The sequence below is a fragment of the Synechococcus sp. RC10A2 genome (assembly GCF_047502605.1).
Genome location: NZ_JANSHP010000054.1, coordinates 1 through 20,372 on the forward strand (window position 1 = coordinate 1; position 20,372 = coordinate 20,372).

Sequence of the window (20,372 nt, forward strand, 5' to 3'; positions counted from 1 at the left end):
ACAACAGGCCCAGCAGCGCTCCCAGGCCACCGCGGATCCGGCCAGCAAAGATCATATCCGGCGGGAGATCATTCGCACCGCCACCGAGATCATCACCCGCCACGGCATGACCGTGCCCGAATACAACCGCATTACCTTGTGGATTCGCTCCGAAGAAGGCAAAACCCTCCGACATCGCATCGAAGCCGAAATCCTGCGCCTGCAAAGCGGGGATCCCAGCGTGAGCCCTAGCCCCAAACCCTAACCCCCCTTGGATCCCCTGCAGCGCTTTGGCCTGGATGTGACGGAGGACGGAAGATAGCGGTAGGCTGGAAGCGGAGGTCAGTGCTCGTCCGTAGAGAGCGGGGGGAGAGCGATGAACGAGCCTATGTCGCCGTCAGTACGGGTGGCTGTCGAGCGCATGAAGTCTCGCTTGCGCCTGACGCGCCGCTTCGGGTTCTGGTTTCAGGCGGTTCTGGGGGCAACAGCTCTGCTGCTCTGGCTGGGATTTTTGGTTGGCCAGAATACCCTCTATCGCGACGACTCGACGGGGGCCTTTATCGCCTTCTGGTTTACCCTGTTTACCCTTCTAACCCTGGCAGCCGGTCTCTTCTTTAACTGGCGCTACCTGCTCCAGGCGGAGCGCCGCTCAGTATCCGCCGCTACCCCAAGCCAGTTGGATCTGCCCAAGCAGTTGCAATGGGTTACCTATGTCAGCATGACCGGCGCTTTCTTGGCCCTCATCGCTATGGAGGCGCAGGTGGGAGAGCTGCTGGTGCGGCTGTTTACCCGCACGCTGAGCACCCAGACGGCAGGAGTGCTGCTGCTGGCTGCCAATATCAACGTTACCTTTGCCCACTTCGTCTGCTTGGCAGGGGTGCTCTGGATTACCGGCGCCCTCGACCGCGAGCCCTGAACCCCAGCCAGCCAGTCTCAGCTTTGCAAGGCAGAGAATCAGGCCTGCGGCGCAGCGGCCTGCCCCAAACCTGCCCCAACTAAAACTACCCCCCCGCCAGAACAAGAGGGGTAAGCAAAAGCAGTCCCAAAGTCCGTAGTTGCCAATCGCAGATTCCGAGGGCTTCACTTAAAGCCCACCGCCGCCTGCCAAACAAAAGCCAGCAGGAAAAACAAAACGGGGATAATCGGCAAAATGTCGATCAGGGGATCGAACAACTCATAGCCTTCTGGCAAAGCCGCCAGGAGCATCATCGCAGGCATGACAACAAACCTCGACAAGAAGGAAGTGGAGCTGGAGAAACTGCTCTTTTTCAGGATTGATAGAGAGTTTAACATTGCCGGGCGGAGATTCCCGCTAAGGTCAAGAAATGTAAACGGAAAATGCCTCAGAGAACCCCCATATTGGAGAGGCCCAAGATCACCCCCACGCCCAGCAGATGGCCGAAGCTGGCGACCCCCAGCACTTCCGGCCAGGTCATCCCCAACACAGGCCCGGTTTCTGAAGCCACACCCGAAGAGGACTTGAAGCTTAGGTAGGCCAGCCCTGTGCAGAGCAGGATAATCACCGCGCTCAGGGGAGACCAAGGGCTGGTTTGGGCAGTCATAGCCAACGGCGCAACAATGGGCAGCATGGTTTTCCTCCTCAGCTCAGGTTAACCGCCCCCTAGATTACCCCCATTCCGCAACTCCCAAAGGGATCCCCACATGAATTGCAACAGAGGCCGCAACAAAACCTCACACTGTGGCTTCTTCTGGCCTCATGGCCGATCTACCCCTCGCCGGGAACGGTCGAGACGGGCTGGAGTTGGCAAGAAAAATCCGGCCTGGGCCAACGAGGGGAGCAGCTCTCTGCCGTATACTAACGAAAGTTAACAAATTGTTCTCTTCCCCCGCTTTTGAGGTGATGACCTGGCTTTGTTGCCTTAATCCATCCTCACCGTCTGCGCTGTGCACACCCAAGGATGGCTGCCGATGACTGCTGCTGCGACTCCGCAACCGGATCCCAAGCCTTTTGCGTTACCCCGTGAGCTGTTGGGGCCGCCGCCAGAATTTTGGAATCCCACCCTGCTGATGTTTTTGGCGGCGGTGGCGCTTTCGGCCTCTTGCTTTGGCGGGTACGCCTTTTGGCATTGGCCCCGCTGGCTGGTGTTTTGGCTGAATTTTGTCGCCCTGTATGTTCTGGGCACAGTGATCCACGATGCCTCGCACGGCTCGGCCCACCGCAACCGCTTTTTAAACGAGGCGCTGGGCCATGGCTCTGCCCTGTTACAGGGCTTTGTCTATCCGGTCTTTAAGCGGGTGCACATGCAACACCATGCCCACGTCAACCATCCCGAAGACGATCCCGATCACTATGTGTCTACGGGCGGGCCGCTGTGGCTAATTGCGCCGCGCTTTTTCTACCATGAGGTGTTTTTCTTCAAGCGGCAGCTCTGGCGCAAAGGTCGCTGGGATCTGCTGCAATGGGGGCTGAGTCGGCTGGTGGTGATCCTAACGTTTGCGCTGGCCATTCACTTTGGCTACACCGACTACATCATGAACTATTGGCTGCCCCCCGCCTTTATTATGGGCTTCTTGTTGGGCCTGTTTTTCGACTATCTGCCCCATCGCCCTTTTCAATCCCAAGAGCGGTGGTACAACGCCAGGGTTTACCCTGGCTGGCTGACCAATATTCTGCTGCTGGGGCAAAACTATCACTTGATCCACCATCTCTGGCCCTCGGTTCCCTGGTACAAGTATCAGGCGGCCTACTGGGCGGCCAAACCTGAGCTGGACGCGCGTAACTGCCAGCAAACGCTGGGGATCTGGGAGAGAGGGGAGTTTTGGAGCTTTTTGTACGACGCGCTGATTGGCCTGCACTGGCACAAGCCCAACGGGCCAACCCGTTCCGCTGCGCCAGCCGATCCAGAATCTGCGGGATCCGCTGCGGATCTGAGGCTTAGTTAACATGGTCTTGCCGACGCTGCGGATCCCTCAGTTGCTGCTGTTTGTGGAGGCGGCCAGCTTGCTGCAGGACACCAGCCAGGTTCTCTTACAGGCCGGTCAGGCGACGGCGGATTTGCCAGAGGTGATTGCGGAAGCGCAAGCGCGGGCGGAAGCCCAATTGCAAACCCTTGGGATCCCGGCAGAGTTGCGGGCGCAGGCCCGAGGGATCCTGAGGCTGACTTCGCCGCCGCAGGTGCTGGCCTACCTGCAGGATTTGTTGGACAGGGGATCCGGCCCCGATTTGGAAGCCTTTTTGGAGCAGGCGGGATCCGGCTCTACCCTGTTGCGCTTTCCGCCCCTGTTGGTGGGGGCTGTGGCTTTGCAGGTGTTGCTGGAGCGGCTGGATTTTTCTCCGCAAGAGAAAGCTGTGTTGCAAGCCCAACGGGATCAATGGGAACAGGCCCTGGCAGAATTGGCCGCTCGCCACAAGGTTTCCCCAGAGCCGCTGCGGGCTGCTGCGGAGACAGCGCTGCGGGCTGCCTCAGCAGAAGAGCTGCTGCAACTGGGGCAGGATCTCTTTCAAGATCTCCAGGATCTCGCCGGGGCCGATTCTGAGCCGGAAGCCGAGTCTCAGGTGGAGCTGGCGGGGCCTCTGGTGTTCCTGATGGTGGCCGATCACCTGTTGGCCCAGACAGAGCATCCCCTCACCCCGGAGCAGCGGCTGGACTTACAAATCAACCGCGCCGAGGCAGAAAGCCGCCTTTTGGCCATGCAAAAGCTGGGCCGTCTTGAAAACTTGGCGGAGCAGCGGGCTTACATTCGCTCCTGGATTAACCAAACTTCTGTACCGGATTTGCTGCGGGCCTTGGATCGCTTTTTTGCGGCGTCTGAACCCAACGCGTGAGGCCTGCAGATCACCAGAGGTTCCGTATCCTCTATGCTGGAGGCAAAGGGATCCCGCTTGAGGCGCGAAAGTGGACTGGGGCAGCCTGTTCTGGATTTTCCTGATCTTCAGCTCTTTGCAACCTCTGCTGAACCGTCGTGCCCAAGAGTTCCGGCGCTTGATGGCCATTCGGGAGTTGGAGCAAAAGCGGGGCAGCCGGGTGATTCTGCTCATTCACCGCCAGGAGTCGATTAGTTTTTTGGGGATCCCGGTTTCCCGCTACATCAGCATCGAGGACTCCGAACAGGTGTTGAGGGCAATTCGCCTTACCCCACCCAATACCCCGATTGATTTGATTTTGCATACCCCCGGTGGCCTGGTGCTGGCCACCGAGCAAATTGCCCGCGCCCTGATCCGCCATCCGGCCAAGGTGACGGTGTTTGTGCCCCACTACGCCATGTCGGGGGGGACGATGCTGGCCTTGGCCGCCGATGAAATTGTCATGGATGCCAATGCGGTGCTGGGGCCGGTGGATCCCCAGTTGGGCGGCTATGCTGCGGCCAGTATTCTGCAGGTGGTGGCGGAAAAGCCCATTGCCGAGATCGACGACCAGACTCTGATCCTGGCAGATCTGGCCCGCAAGGCGATGCACCAGGTGCAGAACTTTGTGCGGGAGCTGCTCAAGGACGATGTGCCCAAGCGCAAAATTGCCCCCGAACGCATCGAGCCCCTCATCCAGGCCCTGACCAGCGGGCGGGTGACCCACGACTACCCGATTACGGCTGAAGAAGCGCGGGAGCTGGGCCTGCCCATCTCCACCGAGTTGCCGCCCCAGATCTACGCCCTGATGGACTTGTACCCCCAGGCCAGCATGGGCCGTCCTTCCGTGCAGTACATTCCCACCCCCTACGATTCCCGCCCCTCTCCACCCGGCGGCGGGTCTCGCTAGGGCGAACTCTGGGCGTAGGTGTCTATGGCTTCTCGACGCAACCCTTCCGCCCGCCGAAACAGCTCTTGCCCAGTGTGCAGGTGGCGATCGTCAAAGTTCAGCGGGAAATAGCTCAGCTCCTCCAGGGCATCTTCCAAGTGGTTGAGGGCATAGTAGAGGCGAGAAGCCACCCCCCCTAGGCTGCTGGGATTGGGAAGGCGGCGAAAGATCTGCTGAGCTTGGGCCAGTTTCTGCGTACACTCCTCCAGATACAGGCCAAAGGCCTCCAGCAAATCGGGATCAAAAGGATCTGCCGCTAAGGCATTTAACTGCGGCTTGAGAGAAGACAGTAAAGGCCCCAAAACTCGGTTCAGAGGAGTGTAGACCTGCCGAATCCAGGCTTCGCGGGCAATAGCCTCCTGGCTGACCGTCTCCGAGGGGGAGCCCGTCGGCTGAGGGTGGCGCGAGGCCCAGCTAGCGCGCAGTTGTCGGTCGTACTCGCGGCGGGCTTGCGGATCCTTGAGCACCGCGTAGGCGGCGTTGATCTGGCGAATGCGTTCAGCAGCAGCCCCGTCTTTTTTGGCCAGCAGGCTGTCGGGATGGTGGTACTTGACCAAACGGCGATAGGCAGACTTGATCTCCGCTGCCGTCGCCAGCACCGAAACCCCCAACACTTCGTAGTGGGAAACTGCTTCAGACCCGCTCCCCATCATTTCGTTCTCAGGACAAACGCTCATATTGTACCTGGAGCCTACAATAAGGGTGAGTTTTCCGGTGCTGCCCCATGCCGTCCTCCCCCCATCCCCTCAGCGCCCTCTTGGGGGCTGCCTTTGCTGCCAGTTTGGGCTATGGGTTCCTACAATTGCTGCTCTCGATGCTGGCCAAGTTGCCGCCCATCGACCTGGAAAGCGGATCCCTGGCGCGGGGGATCAGCATTCTGGTGCGCTACCTGCTGGTGGGATCCGTTTCCCTGATCGCCTTCATGTTTTTCATGGTGGGCTTGGGGCTGGCGGCCTACTCGGTGCAGTTGCTGGGGGAAAGGCTGACCTCCTCCCGACGCTAGCTCTAGAAGAGCTGTGAGCCTGCTGGCCAACAGATCGCGCCGGAGGCTACCCTCCAGCCTCTCGCTCAGGTTGGACACTAGTTTGACCAAAACCTTGGCGGCGCAGGCCCCGCGCCCTCTTTCATCCCTCCGTATACGGGGGGGAAAGAAGGAGGCGTGCGGTGGCAATCTCACCGGTACGTCTGCGTAGCTCGCGATGAGCAAGAAAGAATTCCCGCCCCTTGGGGCTGGGGAGAACGTCAATCATTTGACAGGTGCGGTTGCAGGCGCTGGCTGACCAAGGTGCGCCCCTCTTGGGTGTAGAGCTGCCAGTAGTTCCAGTAGTTGCCAAAGACAGACTTGACATAGCCACGGGTTTCGGCGAAGGGGATCTGCTCCACAAATTCATCGGGATCCTCAAAGCCGAAGCGGCTCAGCCACCTGGCCACGTTGCCGGGGCCGCCGTTGTAGCTGGCCAGGGCCAGGAGGGTGTTGTCTTGGTAGGTGCGGTGGGTGTAGTCGAAGTACCAGGATCCCAGGTGAAGATTGTCGGCGGGGTTGGTGAGGCTGTACTGGGCTAGGCCGATTTTTTGGGCAATCCAGCGGCCGGTGGCAGGCATCACCTGCATCAGGCCCAGCGCTCCCGAGGCCGAGACGATCTCTGGCTCAAAGCGGGATTCCTGGCGGATCAGGGCCGCCACCATCAAGGGATTGAGGTTAAATTGCCGCGACCAGCGGGCCAGGCCGGGCTGGGCGTAGGGATCCCTTTCCCAGGTGTTTTCTGGGCTGGCGTAGTAGTGCAGCGGGTAGATGGCCTGCCAGAAATCCTGGCGCTGTCTCAGGGTCGGCAGCAGCGGGTCGGGCTCGGCGCTAAAGCGCAGGGCAGCCACCTGGTTGATGCCCCGCAGGTGCTCGCCGGCGTTGTTGCGCAAAATGCCGCTGGCAAAGCGCTCGGCCACGCTCATCTGGCCGGGATCCCGTTGCAGCAGAGCCATTTCCCCCTGCCAGCGCTCCCAGGCCAGTTGGCCAGCGCCAATGAGATGCAGGGTCTGGGTAGCCTCGGAAACGGCGGGCAAAGGTTGGCGAACGGGCTGAAAATCCACCTCAACCCTTTGGCGGCCGCTGGAGAAATCTCCTACTGGCCAGCCCAGTTGCGCCGCCGCCCGCCAGGCGTAGTAGGTGTGGGGAAACTGCCGCAGCACCTGCTGATAGGTTTGCCGCGCCGCAGCCACCTCCCCCAGCCGTTCCCGCCATTTGCCGGCCCAGTAGAGCAGTTGCGCCCCCATTTCCGTATCCCGCTGGGCCAAGCCAATCTGCTGGGCTAGAGCAATGGCTTGGCTGAGATTGCCCGTTTGCGCCTGGCGCCAAGCCACCGTCCAGGCGGCGGTGGCCGCGGCTTCGCTGACTGGGAAGCGCTCCCAAAGGGTCTGCCGCACCGCCTGGGCCGATTGCGGGCTGCCGTTGCGGTCATACAGTTGGCTGAGGCTGAGCAACGCTTCTGGAGCTTCTCTATCCGAGCCGGATCCCACCTGGCGAAGCAAGTCGATCGCCGTCGGCAGGTCGCTCAGTTCCGCCAAACGGCGGCGGGTGAGAGAAGCCTCTGGCCCATCGGGAAACTGTGCCAGCAGCGCTTGGTAAGCCGCTTTGGCCTGGGGAAACTCCCGCGAGATCTGGTGGCTGCGCCCCTGGCGGTAGAGATTGCGAGAGGTGGTGGGGGCACGCCCGTAGGCGCGGGCGGCTTTGCCGTACTCCCGCTGCTCCCAATAGGCATCGGCCAGGATCTGCCAATCGGAGGCCGTGAGGGATCCCTCTTGGGCTTGCCGCCAGCGATCCAGCAGCGGCGTTAACCCAGGGGTTTGCGGGTGGTGCAAGGCCAGATCCCGCAGCAGGTCATACCGGTCAGGATCCAGCTCCAGCAGGTGCTTGAGGGCGCGGGCCGTCAGGGGGTGGGTGGGAAATTGCCGCCGCAACTGATCCACCTGGCCCATTCCCCAGAGGGCGTAGGCGGCCACCGGGCTGTGGGGATACTCCTGCAAGATCTTGGGCCACCAGATCTGGCGGGCTGTTTCTCGATCCCCCAGCTTTTCATAAGCCTGAGCCCTGAGCTTCCAGATCTCGTCGGTGAGAACTGGCAGCTTTTCTTCCAAGCCCTGCAGGTGCTCCAGGGCCGCTTGCGCTTGGCCGGCCTGCAGGGCTTTGTAGGCGCGCAAAAAGGCGGCGCCAGAAGTCGAGCTCAGGGGTGCTGGAGGCGCCGCCGCCATCTCGACAGGTTCTGCCCAGGAGGAGGCGTAAAAGCCCCACAGGACGCCGCCCAGTACTCCGCCTGCTGCTAAGGTCGCGGCAAGCCATCGCCTCCAGAGTTGCCGGTGGCTTGTTCTGCTCTGCATGCCTCCCTTCCCCAGCGTCCTTGACTAGGATACCCAATGGGGAGGCGCTGAGCCAGGACAAGTAACCTCAACGAGGAGGAGGCCAGTTGGCAATGGGAACCGGCTCGATAAGCTCCGCCAAGGGAAACCCTAGGATCTGGGCGTAGAAATAAAGCTCTGCCTCCAGGGCCCGTTTGAGGTTGGCTGCCTGGCGAAAGCCGTGCTGCTCACCGGCAAAAGGGACATAGGCCACCGGGATCCCCTTGGCCTGCAGGGCAGCCACCATCCTCTCTGCTTGGTTGGGAGGGACGATGGCGTCCTCCAGGCCTTGAAAGAAGATAACGGGGCAGTTGAGACCCTCCAGGTGGTGGATGGGAGAGCGCTCCCGGTAGAGATCCCGCCGCTCCGGGTAGGGGCCAATTAAGCTGTCCAAGTAGTGGGACTCAAACTTGTGGGTCTCCTGGGCTAGGGCCTCTAGATCGCTCACCCCGTAGTAGCTGGCGCCGGCCTTGAAGACGGTGTGAAACGTCAGGGCCGCCAGGGTGGTGTAGCCGCCGGCGCTGCCGCCGCGAATGAGCAGCCGCTCCCCGTCCACCTTGCCCTGGGCTGCCAAGAATTGGGCCCCAGCGATGCAATCTTCCACGTCCACAAGGCCCCAGCGGCCCTTGAGGGCCTCCCGGTAGGCCCGCCCATAGCCGCTGCTGCCGCGGTAGTTGACATCCAAAACGGCAATCCCCCGACTGGTCCAGTATTGGATCCCTAGGTTGAGCACGGCTGCCGTCGCCCCGGTGGGCCCGCCGTGGCTTTTCACCAGCAGGGGTGGCTTTTCGCCAGCAGGGGCAACAAAGTCTCGGTTTTTGGGGGGATAGAAGAAAGCATAGGCCACTTCCTTGCCGCCACCGGTGGGAAAAACAATAGGCTCTGGGATCGACAAGTACTCCGGCTCTACCGCCACGCTGCTAGAACGGGCCACCACCTCCACTTGGCTGGAGGGTAAGTCTAGGCAGACCAAGGCAGTGGCTTCCGTCGGGGATCCGGCCAGGAAAGCGGCTTTTTCCCCACTTACCTGCAGATTGTGGATCTCGGTGTAGGGCAAAGGGATCTCTTCCTGTTGCCCCGACTGGGGATCCAGGTAGGCCAAATGGCACAGACCCCCCTGTTGGTAGCAGGCCAGGATGCGCCCATCGCCACAGAAGCCGTAGGTGCTCAGGCCAAACACCCACTGCGGCTCTCCAAACTCCGCTTCCATAGGGCAGAGGGGAATGGGGCCCTGGGGATCCCAGCGATAGAGGTTCCACCAGCCGCTGCAATCGGAAACAAAGTAGAGATCCCCCTCCGGTGACCACTGGGGCTGGAAGATCGACTCGGCAGGGCCACCGGCCAGCTTTTGAGGTTCTCCCAAGCTGCCGTCAGGGTTCACCTCAGACCGCCACAGCTCTGTGCCGTCCCAGGGCATCTGGGGGTGATCCCAGGTCAGCCATACCAAGGTCTGGCCATCGGGGCTGAGGCGAGGGTTGGCATAGAAATTGTGCCCAGAGGCCAAAACGCGCTGGGATCCGCTTTCCAAGTCAATCGAGACAAGGCTGTTTTCCGGCTCTCCCTGGCGGCTGTGATCTTCCCGCACACAGAGGATGCGTCCACGCGCCCGATCCACCACCCCATCTGCATAGCGATAGGGGCCTGCTTCCGTCAGGGGCTGGGGATCTGAACCCGGCAGCAGGCGGTAGAGCCGTTGGTCAGCGAAGTTGCAAAAATACACTACCCCTGCCGACACCCAATAAGCTCCACCCCCATACTCATGCACTCGTGTCCGCACATTGAAAGGTGCCGGTGTCAGCTCCACCAGGATCCCGTCGGCAGAGCGCCGCATCAACACATTGCGCCCTTTTTCTTGCGGGCGGCCCTCCGTCCAGTAGAGATCCCCCTGATCCCAAACCATCTGTCCCAAGCGCAGGGATCCCGTCACCACCAGGTCAGCGGTAATCGGGGATCGCCAAGATCCATAGCCGGCCTGCTGCACCATAAGCTGTTAACTCTCAACTAATTCTCGACCCCAGAACCCCTATTATGCCGGCAGCAAGGGATCCCTGCCTTTGCCTACAGCCTGTGGGGAAAGGGAGCCGAGAACAGGCTCGGATTCTGGGAAAAGGTATCCCGCGATACAATTCTCTCCGGGCTGAATGGGTTTGATGGAACACGTTAAGGCAACAGGGATGCACAACGCTTTCTCGACTGCAGAATTAGCCTTTCCCCTGTTGACGTTGGGAAGGCATTCGGTGAAAGCCTCAGCCGACTGCAGTTGGGCAAATTTAACACATGGGCGAGGTGATGAGCTAAGTGCTTCCCTCTGTTGGCCGGGCTGCTGCAACAACTGGACTTCTTAATACCCTTTGCACTCACTTCGTTTCGGAGATCACCGATGGCTCTATCATTTAATCGTCGTCAAGTGCTGAAAATGGGCGCTCTGGCCGGAGCCGGGGCTGCCCTAGGGCCGCAGATCTGGGTGAAGCGATCCGTGCCCGCCTACGCCCAGGGAGAGACCATCCGCGTTGGCATTTTGCACTCCCTTAGCGGCACCATGGCCATTTCGGAAACCAGCGTGGTGGATGCGGAAAAGCTGGCCATCAAAGAGATCAATGCCGCCGGTGGGGTTTTGGGCAAGCAGATCGAGCCGATTATCGAGGATGGCGCTTCCGATTGGCCAACCTTTGCCGAGAAAGCCACCAAATTGATCGATGTGGACAAGGTGGCAACGGTATTCGGCTGCTGGACTTCGGCCAGTCGCAAAGCCGTGTTGCCGGTGTTTGAATCCAAGCAGCACCTGCTCTGGTATCCCGTGCAGTACGAAGGACAAGAGTGCTCCAAAAACATCTTCTACACCGGCGCTGCCCCCAACCAGCAGATCGAGCCTTCGGTGGAATGGCTGCTCAAGAACAAGGGCAAAGAGTTCTTCCTGGTGGGATCCGACTACGTGTTCCCCCGCACGGCCAACACCATCATCAAGGCCCAGTTGGAAGCCCTGGGGGGCAAGGTGGTGGGTGAAGACTATCTGCCTTTGGGCAGCACAGAAGTTACTCCCATCATCAGCAAGATCCGGGCCGCTCTTCCCAATGGCGGTGTGATCTACAACAGCTTGAACGGCGACAGCAACGTGGCCTTTTTCAAACAGTTGAAAGGGGCAGGGCTGGGGCCAGATCGCTATCCTACCATGTCCGTCAGCATTGCTGAAGAAGAGGTACAGGCCATCGGCCCCGAATTCTTGGAAGGGCACTTTGCCGCCTGGAACTACTTTATGACGGTGGATACGCCTGCCAACAAGAAGTTTGTGGAGGCTTTCAAGGCAGAATACGGCCAAAACCGCGTCACCAACGACCCGATGGAAGCCGCCTACATCATGGTTTACATCTGGAAGCAGGCAGTGGAAAAAGCGGGAACAGTAGAAATCGACGCCGTGCGGCGGGCAGCCTACGGCCAGACCTTCGATGCCCCTGAAGGCTTGGTAACCATGAACACCAACCACCACCTGACCAAGTATGTGCGGATCGGCCAGGTGCGCTCTGACGGTTTGTTTGATGTCATCTTTTCTACGGATGCCGTGGAACCACAGCCCTGGAACCAGTTTGTGGCAGAGACCAAGGGCTTTGCCTGCGATTGGTCAGATCCGGCCAAGGGCGGTCGCTACAAAGTCAGCTAGTCCTGGCCAGGGCTGGGATCCCTTGCCGTTTGGATAGGGTCGGGGATCCCGCCTAGATGCTCGGTTAGCCTCCCTAGTTTAGTTGGAAGGAGGATCCCCTGCCCATGACCTTGCTCCTGGACAGCTTGTTCAACGGCATTAGCATTGGCACCGTCTTGCTGATAGCCGCCTTGGGCTTGGCCATTGTTTTCGGCCTCATGGGGGTCATCAACATGGCCCATGGGGAGCTGATGATGTTGGGGGCCTACACCACCTTCGTCGTGCAAAATGCCTTTCGTCCCCTAGGGGATCCCTGGCGGGATCTGTACATCTTCCCAGCTTTGGTAGCTGCCTTTGCCGTCACGGCTCTGGTGGGACTAGCCCTGGAGCGGGGGGTGATTCGCTTTTTGTATGGCCGACCGCTGGAAACCCTTCTGGCCACTTGGGGCGTGAGCCTGATCCTGCAGCAGTTTGTGCGCAGCGTCAATTGGGTGCTGGCTTTCCGCTTGGGGGCCTTCGCGGTGCTCTTTTTCGGCGGCTGGTGGCTTTTGTCCAGGCGGGCGGATTGGCCGCGTCTCAAGGGGTGGACGCTGGCGCTGCTACTGGTGCTTTCCACGGCCATTGCAGCGGTGGGGGGGCGGGTGCTGGCGCAAACCTATGCTTTAGCAGTCACTCAACCCTGGTTTGGAGCCCAGAACAAAGATGTGACCGCTCCCCGTTGGCTGGGGGGTGGGATCCCGGTGGGCAACCTGTTTTTGCCCAATACCCGCCTGTTTATCATCGCCCTCACTGTCTTCTGCATCCTGGGGCTGTACTTCTTCTTGCAACGCACCCGCTGGGGGCTGCGCATCCGGGCGGTTACCCAGAATCGGGCCATGAGCGCCTGTGTAGGGATCCCCACGCAAAAGGTGGATGCCCTTACCTTTGCCATCGGTTCGGGTCTGGCGGGAGTAGCCGGCGTGGCGGTCAGCCTGCTGGGATCCGTGGGGCCGAACACCGGCCAAAACTACATCGTGGATACCTTTATGGTGGTTGTCGTGGGGGGTGTCGGTAAGCTTTTGGGCAGCATTGTGGCAGCGCTTGGGATCGGGATTGCCAACTTTGTCATCGGCTCAGGGACGCTGGCTTTGATTTTTCCCAACGTGCCCATCCTGACCGATACCCTCAACTTTTTTGCCACCACGAGCATGGCCAAGGTGATGGTCTTTGCTTTGATCGTGGCCTTTTTGCAGGTGCGACCTCGGGGCCTTTTCCCCGAAAAAGGTCGTATGGTGGATGCCTAGGGAATGATCTCGCTTGGCGAAAACTCTAGGACCAGACTCTCCATCTTCTACTCCCTCACAAAGCCCATGAAACTGGTTCATTCCCCCCGTGCTGATCATGAAGTGGCTGCTCCCGCCGCGGGTGGGGATCCCAATTCTTCTCGCAAGCTTCTGTGGGAGGCCGGGATCCTCATCGTTTTGGTGCTGGCCTTGATCTTTGTGGCCCCAACTGTGCTGTCTGGCTTTCGGCTCAACTTGTTGGGGCGGTTTCTGGCCCTCAGCATTGTAGCTTTGGGGATCGACCTCATCTGGGGCTATACCGGCATGCTCAGCCTGGGGCATGGGGTGTTCTTTGCCTTGGGGGGCTACGCTCTGGGGATGCACCTGAAATTGCAATTGCCGGAAGGTCAGATACCGGAGTTTTTCAGCCTCTACGGGGTAACGGAATTGCCCTGGTTTTGGTATCCCTTTTATTCGTTTCCGTTTACGGCTGTTGCTGTGGTCTTGATCCCGGCTTTGGTGGCGGCAGCCCTGGGGTATTTGGTGGTGAGAAATCGCATCCGAGGGGTTTATTTTTCCATTTTAACTCAGGCCACCACGATCATTTTCTTTAACTTCTTCAACGGCCAACAGCGCTTAATTAATGGCACCAACGGCCTGACCAACTTCCAGACTTTGTTTGGCCTGGATGTCAACTCGTCCGAGATGCGCTTCGCTGTCTATGTCACTACAGTTCTGGCGGTGGTTTTGGCTTACCTTCTGTGTCGTTGGCTGACCAGCGGCCTATTCGGTCGGATCCTGGTAGCCATTCGAGATGACGAGCCGCGGGTTCGTTTTTCCGGCTACGATCCCACCGGCTTTAAAGTTCTGGTGTTTGCCGTGTCTGCTGCCCTGGCAGGCATTGCCGGAGCTTTGTTTACCTTGCAAACCGGGATCATCTCTCCCAATGCGATGGCCGTTCCCTTTTCCATTGAAATGGTGATCTGGGTGGCGGTGGGCGGTCGGGCCAGTTTGGTGGGGGCAGTGCTGGGGGCTCTGTTGGTTAACTTTGCCAAGAGCTTGCTGAGCGAAAATTTTCCGGAGATTTGGCTATTTTTCCAGGGGGGATTGTTCCTGTTGGTGGTGCTGGTGCTGCCGGATGGACTGGTGGGTTGGGTGCGCACCCAAGGCAGGCGACTTTGGGTCACCGTTCAGCTTTGGCGCAGGCGCTTGGCAGATACTTCCCCAGCTTAAATCTGGCTTTCTCTTGAGGATGTCAGTTATGTGCAAGATATAAGTTTAAGGTAAGAGGATCCCATGGGTGAGCCAGCGATGCCAAGTTTCCTCTCCTATTTGATGGGTTTATTTGATGGGTTGAGAATCCGGTTTGACCTTTGGCCTTTCCGTTCTTGGATGTGATCCCCATGCTTACTGCAGCTCCCACCGCCACCCGACAAATTTTACAAACTCAGGATCTCACCGTCAGCTTTGATGGCTTCAAGGCTTTGGACAGGCTGAACTTCTCTCTGGAGGAAGGGGAGCTGCGGGTGGTCATCGGCCCCAATGGGGCAGGCAAGACTACGTTTCTCGATGTGCTGACGGGCAAGGTTAAGCCTACTCGAGGCCGGGTGCTGTTTAAAGGAAAAGATCTGACCAAGCTCAAGGAACATGAGATCTCGAATTTGGGTGTTGGGCGCAAGTTTCAGACGCCGCGGGTCTATCAAAACTTGAGCGTGCGAGAAAACTTGGAGCTATCCCTCAACCCTGACAAAAGGGTTTTTTCCACCCTACTTGGCAAAAAGCATCTGCGAGAAAAAACGGATGCTCTTTTGGAAACCATTGGCCTCAGCCGTAAGGATCGGGTTCCGGCAGGGCTGCTTTCCCACGGAGAAAAGCAATGGCTGGAGATCGGCATGGTGATTGCTCAAGATCCGGATTTGCTGCTGCTGGATGAATGCGTGGCCGGGATGACGGACAAAGAAACAGAAGCTACAGGAGAGTTAATTCAATCCTTAGCCCAAAGCCACACCATTTTGGTGATCGAACATGACATGGTGTTTGTCCGACAAATTGCCCGCAAGGTTACCGTTTTACACCAAGGCTCGGTGCTGTGCGAAGGTACCTTTGAGGATGTGAAAAACGACCCGCGAGTGATTGAGGTCTATCTCGGATCCCACAAGGGGAAAAACTAAGCAAAGAGGCTATAGTTCTGTATCTAATCGACTCATGCGCAGGCCTATGAATACGGAAAACGCGACCGCAACACAAAACTTATCCCGAGATGGATCCGGGCCTCTCCTGGAGGTCTCCAACTTGAGGGTTTACTATGGTCAGAGTTTAATTGTGAAGGATCTCTCTTTTAAGATCTTTCCCGGCCAAGCGGTTTGCCTTCTGGGCCGCAATGGTATGGGCAAAACCACCACACTTAAAGCCCTGATGGGACTTCTGAAAGACTGCACAGGCAAAATTGCTTTTGAGGGCCGTCCTATCAACCATTACCCTCCCAATTGGCGAGCCCGCGCCGGTATTGGCTATGTACCCCAAGGTCGAGAGATATTTCCCCGCCTAACGGTTGAGGAAAACCTGCTGGTGGGGCTAGAAGCGGCACCGGACAGAGAACGGATCATACCTGAGTTTGTCTATGACCTATTCCCAATTCTGCGTTCTTTTCTTAAACGGCTGGGTGGGGATTTGAGCGGTGGGCAGCAGCAGCAACTGGCCATCGCCAGAGCTTTGGTGGCGGAGCCCAAACTTTTGCTCCTGGATGAGCCCACAGAAGGGATCCAGCCCTCTATCATTATCGAGATCGAAGAAGCCATCAGCCGCATTCAAAAGGAGCGGGGCGTTTCGGTGTTGCTGGTGGAGCAGTATTTTGAGTTTGCCCAAAGTCTGGCCGATTACTTTTATCTTATGGAAAATGGATCCCTTATCATGGAGGGGCCGACTGACCAAATGGACGAAGAAAAAGTCCGAGCTCACCTTTCTATCTGAGGTGGCACCTGGAGAGCCTGAAAACTTCTATAACTTTTTTGAGAGCGGCAAATGGCATCCTGCATGTTCCAGAGACCTTGCCTAAACTTCTGGAAAAGCGAGAAGTCCACCTGCGAGGGGATAGGCTAGGGTTAGCCCTGGGCTTCCTTGAGCAGCAGCGTTGGCTAAGCTAGAAACTGTTCAAGATTGCGCTAGCTTGCCATTTCCATCCACAGGTTTGTGTCTCCTCCGATTCACTTCACTGCAGAGCCCTGGCTGCACACCTACAGCGAAATTATCGATGTGCGCTCGCCGGCAGAGTTTGCCGAAGACCATTGGCCGGGGGCCATCAACTTGCCCGTGCTCGACGATGCAGAACGGGCGGAGGTGGGCACGCTCTACAAGCAGGTGGATCCCTTTACAGCCCACAAGCGGGGGGCCAGCCTGGTGGCCCAGAACATCGCCCGCCATTTGCAGACCCACTTTGCCGACAAGGGCCGGGACTACCACCCCCTCATCTACTGCTGGCGGGGCGGGCAGCGCTCGGCCAGTCTGGCGCTGGTGTTGTCCCAGGTGGGCTGGCAGGTAACCGTCTTGCAAGGGGGGTACAAAACCTACCGCGCCTGGGTGCGCCGACAACTGCAGACTTTGCCCCAGGAGTTTACCTACCGCGTCCTCTGCGGGCCAACGGGGAGCGGCAAAACCCAGTTGCTGCGCCATCTGCAGCAGCGGGGAGCCCAAGTCCTCGATCTGGAAAAGCTGGCCTGCCACCGCGGATCGGTGCTGGGGGCCGAGTGGGGAACCTCGCAGCCCACTCAGAAGAGCTTTGAAAGTCAACTGGTGCAGGCCTTTCTCCAGTGGGATCCCGCCAAGCCGGTCTGGGTGGAGTCGGAAAGTGCCAAAGTGGGCCAGCTTCATTTGCCCCCTGCTCTTTGGCAGGCCATCACCCAAGCCGACTGCGTAGAGGTGCAGTTGCCTCTAGAAGAACGGGTGAAGGGGTTGATCGCCCACTATCCCCACTGGATAGCCCACCCCCAGGCGCTAAAGGAAAAATTGCTGTCTTTGAAGTCCCGCTACGGCCAGGCCTGTTTGCAGCGCTGGTTTGAGCTCATCGACGCCCAAGACTGGCCGCAATTTGTGCGGGAGCTACTGCAGCAGCACTACGATCCCACCTATCGCCACGGCCTGCAGCAACACTTTAACCGTATCCGCGCTCGCCTTGAGCTGCCTGACCTCTCCGAGAGCAGCCTACAGGAGGCCGCTGTCCGACTCAGGGGGATGTCGTTTTGACCTGCGCCAGCCCTCGCCGGGCAAGCGCGACCAAGTCTGGCGGCGGAAATGTCAAGCAAAGTCCTGTTTGCCCCTCTCAGAGGGGAACTAGGGACTTCGAGGCTGACTGCTGCAGCTCCGACAGCAACGAGGCGGGGTGCTCCTTGTAGGGCCAGGCAAAAGCGTGACGAAAAGCCGCCTCCTGACAGCGCTTGAGCTGGTCGAAATCGATAATGTCGTGCGTGAGCAAGTTTTCGTACTCAAACGGCAGGCGCACGTTGTGCAGGCCGGCGTTGTCGGTGCAGATGGCGATATCTACCCCCGCGTCAAAGCAGCGGTCGAAGACGATTTTGAGGGGCTCCAAGCTGGGCAGCGTCCCCGTCTTCAGGTAAGTGGTGGGACAGACCTCCAGGCATTGGCCGCGCCGCGCCAGCTCTGGCAGCAGCTCTGGGTAGTGGAGAGGGATCTGGATCCCGTGGCCAATCCGCGAGACATAGGGCAGCAGCTCTGGGTAACAGCCATCCAAAGTCTCATAGAGATGGGCAGTGGTTTTGAGGCCACGGGCCAGGGCATATTTGAACAGCTCAATCCACTCGTCCATGCGTTCGCCGTAGGCCTTATCTCCCCCCGCCAGGTCGATGGCAGACACGTATTCGGACTCGGCGGCGGCCTCCACCATGGCGCGGTTGATATGGCTGGGCAGGCGGGAGTGCAAACACACAATCTGGGTGGTGACGATGGGATATTCCCGCTGCTGGCTGGCTTGCCCTACCGTTTCGATAACTTGGCGCATCTGCTTGAGGCGATCCGCCTCGTCCAAGCTGGGATCTGTGCGCAGATAGGGGGTGTAGCGAATCTCTAGATAGGCCAAATCCTCAAAAACATAGGCCCCCCGCAGCAGACGGTAGATGAAATAAGGTAAGCTTTCCAGGGTTTGCACCTGTTCCACTAGCGTGTGCAGCTCCAAGTAATCTTCAAGGGTGTTGCGCGGGCGGGTGTAGAACTCCTCAAACTCGGCGTAGTCAGGAAAGCGTGCTGCCAGAGGGGATCCCTGGCGATGCAGGTAGCGCCACAAAATCCTAGGAACGACCGAACCGCCTAGGTGGCGGTGTAACTCCGCATGCAGTGCCATACTTCAAAGCTTCCCCCAGAGGCTCCCCTCACCGCCCGCCAAGGGCGGACCTGGCTTGGTTGTTAAGTACTATTTCTACTGTTATCCAACAGCGGCAGTCCTGTCCAGGCGCAATTGCGCAGGGTCGGCTAGCCGGGGGCCAGGTGATGAGGTTTCTAATAGCCAGGTTTGATGACCAGGTCAATGCTTGAGTCCTGGTCGAGCCCGGCCAGGGATCCCGGCAAACTAGGTAAAGAGCCTTAAGATAGTTCTGGAGGTTTGCTGAGCAGAGATACTCAGGAGCGATTCTGGTAAAAGGCTGTTGGCTGTAGCCGACGGCAATCCCCCTGGAAGGGTGTGGTATGAACTTAGCGTAACGAGGTTATCTTCATGGCGCTGCCCAGCTTGCACGAGTTTCCCTGGCTGACCACGGTCATCGTCTATCCGGTGGTGGCCGCCCTCTTCATCCCCTTGATCCCGGCGCCCGCTGGGGATCCCACTACCCGCGTCTACGCGCAAAAGTTGGCAGAACGGGTTCGCTGGTTTGCCCTCTTCATCGCGGTTACCGACCTGCTCATTTTGCTGGCTGGCTTCTATGTCGGCTATGACCCCAGCCAGACAAGCTTACAACTGCTGGAGCGCTACACCTGGGTGCCGCAGGTGGGGCTGAGCTGGTCGGTGGGGGCCGATGGCCTTTCCATGCCGCTGATCCTGCTCACGGCTTTTGTGACCACGCTTGCCATCTTGGCCGCCTGGCCGGTCACCCTCAAGCCGCGCCTGTTTTATTTTCTGATGTTGGCCATGTACGGCGGGCAGATCGGGGTGTTCGCCGTGCAGGACATGTTGCTCTTCTTCCTGATGTGGGAGCTGGAGCTGATCCCGGTGTATTTGCTCCTCTCCATTTGGGGGGGGTACAACCGCCTGTATGCGGCCACCAAGTTCATTCTCTACACCGCCCTCAGCTCCCTGTTTATCCTGGTGGCGGGCCTGGCCATGGCCTTCTACGGGGATCCCATCAGCTTTGACATGACGGATCTGGCCCACAAGGCCTATCCGCTGAGCTTCCAATTGCTGCTGTATGGGGCCTTCCTCATCGCCTACGGGGTGAAGCTGCCCGTCTTCCCTTTGCACACCTGGCTGCCCGATGCCCACGGCGAAGCCACGGCGCCGGTGCACATGTTGCTGGCCGGGATCCTGCTCAAGATGGGGGGCTATGCCCTGATGCGCATGAATGCGGGCATGCTGCCGGATGCTCATCTTTACTTTGCGCCGGTGCTGATCGTGCTGGGGGTGGTGAACATCATCTTTGCCGCCCTCACCTCCTTTGCCCAGCGCAACCTCAAGCGCAAGATCGCCTACTCTTCCATCAGCCACATGGGCTTTGTCCTCATCGGGATCGGATCCCTGACCGAAATCGGCATGAGCGGCGCCATGCTGCAGATGATCTCCCACGGGCTGATCGGGGCCAGCCTGTTCTTCTTGGTGGGGGCCACCTACGACCGCACCCACACGCTGGAGCTGGAGGAAATGGGCGGCGTCGGCCTGAAGATGCCCAAGATTTTCTCCATGTTCACCGCTTGCTCGCTGGCCTCTCTGGCTCTGCCGGGGATGAGCGGCTTTGTGGCGGAGCTGATGGTGTTCATCGGCATGGCCACCACCGATGCCTACTCCCTCCCCTTCCGGCTGGTGGTGGTCTTTCTGGCGGCGGTTGGGGTGATCCTGACTCCTATCTACCTGCTGTCGATGTTGCGGCAGATCTTCTTTGGCCCGGAAAACAAAGAGCTGACCGAACACGAGGAACTGGTGGATGCCGAGCCGCGGGAGGTGTTCATCATCGCCTGCCTGCTGATCCCCATCATCGGCATTGGGCTCTATCCCAAGCTGGTCACTAGCCTCTACGACCAGTCCACCAATGCCCTGGTGGCGCTGCTGCGCCAAGAACTCTCCTCTATTGGAGCGACGGTTGCCCAAGCTCCTGCTCTCTACAGCGCCGACTGAAATGGAGGCGAGGGAGGCTGGGGCAGCTT

General features: G+C 59.1%; 19 protein-coding genes. 13 read left to right on the plus strand and 6 right to left on the minus strand.

What is annotated here, in order from left to right; genetic code table 11:
• Window positions 1–244: DUF4168 domain-containing protein (locus NW848_RS07045; protein WP_414510855.1), on the plus strand; the 244-nt coding region annotated here is incomplete at its 5' end.
• A 111-nt stretch (window positions 245–355) separates the two neighbouring features.
• Complete coding sequence (locus NW848_RS07050; protein WP_414508645.1) at window positions 356–895, plus strand: DUF3611 family protein; 540 nt, start codon at window positions 356–358, stop codon at window positions 893–895.
• A gap of 164 nt (window positions 896–1,059) precedes the next feature.
• On the opposite strand, the gene NW848_RS07055 is transcribed toward NW848_RS07050, so the two are convergent.
• Window positions 1,060–1,197 (minus strand): photosystem II reaction center protein K, encoded by a 138-nt coding sequence (locus NW848_RS07055; protein WP_011430753.1) that lies wholly within the window; start codon window positions 1,195–1,197, stop codon window positions 1,060–1,062.
• Window positions 1,198–1,322: 125 nt separating this feature from the next.
• Complete coding sequence (gene psaK, locus NW848_RS07060) at window positions 1,323–1,568, minus strand: photosystem I reaction center subunit PsaK (RefSeq protein ID WP_011430752.1); 246 nt, start codon at window positions 1,566–1,568, stop codon at window positions 1,323–1,325.
• A gap of 340 nt (window positions 1,569–1,908) precedes the next feature.
• On the opposite strand from psaK, the gene NW848_RS07065 reads away from it, so the two are divergent.
• The 3 genes from NW848_RS07065 to NW848_RS07075 all read left to right on the plus strand — a co-directional run bounded on the left by NW848_RS07065 (window position 1,909) and on the right by NW848_RS07075 (window position 4,694).
• Window positions 1,909–2,883 carry a fatty acid desaturase gene (locus NW848_RS07065; RefSeq protein WP_011430751.1) on the plus strand — a complete coding sequence of 325 codons (975 nt, stop codon included), beginning with the start codon at window positions 1,909–1,911 and terminating at the stop codon, window positions 2,881–2,883.
• 1 nt (window position 2,884) lies between these two features.
• Entirely contained in the window at window positions 2,885–3,766 is an 882-nt protein-coding gene (locus NW848_RS07070) for a hypothetical protein (RefSeq protein ID WP_099813051.1), read from the plus strand.
• Between the two features lie 70 nt (window positions 3,767–3,836).
• Window positions 3,837–4,694: an SDH family Clp fold serine proteinase gene (locus tag NW848_RS07075; RefSeq protein WP_414508646.1), complete on the plus strand. Its 858-nt coding sequence runs from the start codon at window positions 3,837–3,839 to the stop codon at window positions 4,692–4,694.
• Here NW848_RS07075 and NW848_RS07080 read toward each other — a convergent pair.
• Window positions 4,691–5,410: a J domain-containing protein gene (locus NW848_RS07080; protein ID WP_240527848.1), complete on the minus strand. Its 720-nt coding sequence runs from the start codon at window positions 5,408–5,410 to the stop codon at window positions 4,691–4,693. The two genes, NW848_RS07075 and NW848_RS07080, sit on opposite strands and share 4 nt — an antisense overlap.
• 47 nt (window positions 5,411–5,457) lie before the next feature.
• On the opposite strand from NW848_RS07080, the gene NW848_RS07085 reads away from it, so the two are divergent.
• Window positions 5,458–5,736, plus strand: a complete 279-nt coding sequence (locus tag NW848_RS07085; protein ID WP_011430747.1) for a DUF3082 domain-containing protein — start codon at window positions 5,458–5,460, stop codon at window positions 5,734–5,736.
• A gap of 239 nt (window positions 5,737–5,975) precedes the next feature.
• Here NW848_RS07085 and NW848_RS07090 read toward each other — a convergent pair whose 3' ends face one another.
• Window positions 5,976–8,102: a transglycosylase SLT domain-containing protein gene (locus NW848_RS07090; RefSeq protein ID WP_099813053.1), complete on the minus strand. Its 2,127-nt coding sequence runs from the start codon at window positions 8,100–8,102 to the stop codon at window positions 5,976–5,978.
• Between the two features lie 67 nt (window positions 8,103–8,169).
• Entirely contained in the window at window positions 8,170–10,104 is a 1,935-nt protein-coding gene (locus tag NW848_RS07095) for a S9 family peptidase (RefSeq protein WP_414508647.1), read from the minus strand.
• Between the two features lie 396 nt (window positions 10,105–10,500).
• Between NW848_RS07095 and urtA the strand changes: the two genes are divergently transcribed.
• The 6 genes from urtA (at window position 10,501) to mnmH (ending at window position 17,255) form a co-directional block, all read left to right on the plus strand.
• Window positions 10,501–11,775 (plus strand): urea ABC transporter substrate-binding protein, encoded by a 1,275-nt coding sequence (gene urtA / locus NW848_RS07100; protein WP_414402909.1) that lies wholly within the window; start codon window positions 10,501–10,503, stop codon window positions 11,773–11,775.
• 104 nt (window positions 11,776–11,879) lie between these two features.
• Window positions 11,880–13,037, plus strand: a complete 1,158-nt coding sequence (gene urtB, locus NW848_RS07105) for an urea ABC transporter permease subunit UrtB (protein ID WP_414402910.1) — start codon at window positions 11,880–11,882, stop codon at window positions 13,035–13,037.
• A gap of 3 nt (window positions 13,038–13,040) precedes the next feature.
• Window positions 13,041–14,249, plus strand: a complete 1,209-nt coding sequence (urtC, locus tag NW848_RS07110; RefSeq protein WP_414402911.1) for an urea ABC transporter permease subunit UrtC — start codon at window positions 13,041–13,043, stop codon at window positions 14,247–14,249.
• 170 nt (window positions 14,250–14,419) lie between these two features.
• The gene (gene urtD, locus NW848_RS07115; RefSeq protein ID WP_414402912.1) at window positions 14,420–15,187 is read left to right on the plus strand and encodes an urea ABC transporter ATP-binding protein UrtD; all 768 of its coding nucleotides are present in this window, start codon (window positions 14,420–14,422) and stop codon (window positions 15,185–15,187) included.
• A 34-nt stretch (window positions 15,188–15,221) separates the two neighbouring features.
• Window positions 15,222–15,986, plus strand: a complete 765-nt coding sequence (gene urtE, locus NW848_RS07120; RefSeq protein WP_414331328.1) for an urea ABC transporter ATP-binding subunit UrtE — start codon at window positions 15,222–15,224, stop codon at window positions 15,984–15,986.
• 219 nt (window positions 15,987–16,205) lie between these two features.
• The gene (gene mnmH / locus NW848_RS07125) at window positions 16,206–17,255 is read left to right on the plus strand and encodes a tRNA 2-selenouridine(34) synthase MnmH (protein WP_414508648.1); all 1,050 of its coding nucleotides are present in this window, start codon (window positions 16,206–16,208) and stop codon (window positions 17,253–17,255) included.
• A gap of 76 nt (window positions 17,256–17,331) precedes the next feature.
• On the opposite strand, the gene NW848_RS07130 is transcribed toward mnmH, so the two are convergent.
• Entirely contained in the window at window positions 17,332–18,366 is a 1,035-nt protein-coding gene (locus tag NW848_RS07130) for an adenosine deaminase (RefSeq protein ID WP_011430736.1), read from the minus strand.
• A 369-nt stretch (window positions 18,367–18,735) separates the two neighbouring features.
• On the opposite strand from NW848_RS07130, the gene NW848_RS07135 reads away from it, so the two are divergent.
• A complete protein-coding gene (locus tag NW848_RS07135) occupies window positions 18,736–20,343 on the plus strand; it encodes an NAD(P)H-quinone oxidoreductase subunit 4 (RefSeq protein ID WP_414402443.1) in 1,608 nt (535 codons plus the stop codon).
• Window positions 20,344–20,372: the final 29 nt, after the last annotated feature.

What these genes read in the sequence shown, in the direction of transcription:
- NW848_RS07050 (WP_414508645.1), top strand. Translation starts at nt 356, where the DNA reads ATGAACGAGCCTATGTCGCCGTCAGTACGGGTGGCTGTCGAGCGCATG.
- NW848_RS07055 (WP_011430753.1), bottom strand. Translation starts at nt 1,197, where the DNA reads ATGCCTGCGATGATGCTCCTGGCGGCTTTGCCAGAAGGCTATGAGTTG.
- psaK (WP_011430752.1), bottom strand. Translation starts at nt 1,568, where the DNA reads ATGCTGCCCATTGTTGCGCCGTTGGCTATGACTGCCCAAACCAGCCCT.
- NW848_RS07065 (WP_011430751.1), top strand. Translation starts at nt 1,909, where the DNA reads ATGACTGCTGCTGCGACTCCGCAACCGGATCCCAAGCCTTTTGCGTTA.
- NW848_RS07070 (WP_099813051.1), top strand. Translation starts at nt 2,885, where the DNA reads ATGGTCTTGCCGACGCTGCGGATCCCTCAGTTGCTGCTGTTTGTGGAG.
- NW848_RS07080 (WP_240527848.1), bottom strand. Translation starts at nt 5,410, where the DNA reads ATGAGCGTTTGTCCTGAGAACGAAATGATGGGGAGCGGGTCTGAAGCA.
- NW848_RS07085 (WP_011430747.1), top strand. Translation starts at nt 5,458, where the DNA reads ATGCCGTCCTCCCCCCATCCCCTCAGCGCCCTCTTGGGGGCTGCCTTT.
- NW848_RS07090 (WP_099813053.1), bottom strand. Translation starts at nt 8,102, where the DNA reads ATGCAGAGCAGAACAAGCCACCGGCAACTCTGGAGGCGATGGCTTGCC.
- NW848_RS07095 (WP_414508647.1), bottom strand. Translation starts at nt 10,104, where the DNA reads ATGGTGCAGCAGGCCGGCTATGGATCTTGGCGATCCCCGATTACCGCT.
- urtA (WP_414402909.1), top strand. Translation starts at nt 10,501, where the DNA reads ATGGCTCTATCATTTAATCGTCGTCAAGTGCTGAAAATGGGCGCTCTG.
- urtB (WP_414402910.1), top strand. Translation starts at nt 11,880, where the DNA reads ATGACCTTGCTCCTGGACAGCTTGTTCAACGGCATTAGCATTGGCACC.
- urtC (WP_414402911.1), top strand. Translation starts at nt 13,041, where the DNA reads ATGATCTCGCTTGGCGAAAACTCTAGGACCAGACTCTCCATCTTCTAC.
- urtD (WP_414402912.1), top strand. Translation starts at nt 14,420, where the DNA reads ATGCTTACTGCAGCTCCCACCGCCACCCGACAAATTTTACAAACTCAG.
- urtE (WP_414331328.1), top strand. Translation starts at nt 15,222, where the DNA reads ATGCGCAGGCCTATGAATACGGAAAACGCGACCGCAACACAAAACTTA.
- NW848_RS07130 (WP_011430736.1), bottom strand. Translation starts at nt 18,366, where the DNA reads ATGGCACTGCATGCGGAGTTACACCGCCACCTAGGCGGTTCGGTCGTT.
- NW848_RS07135 (WP_414402443.1), top strand. Translation starts at nt 18,736, where the DNA reads ATGGCGCTGCCCAGCTTGCACGAGTTTCCCTGGCTGACCACGGTCATC.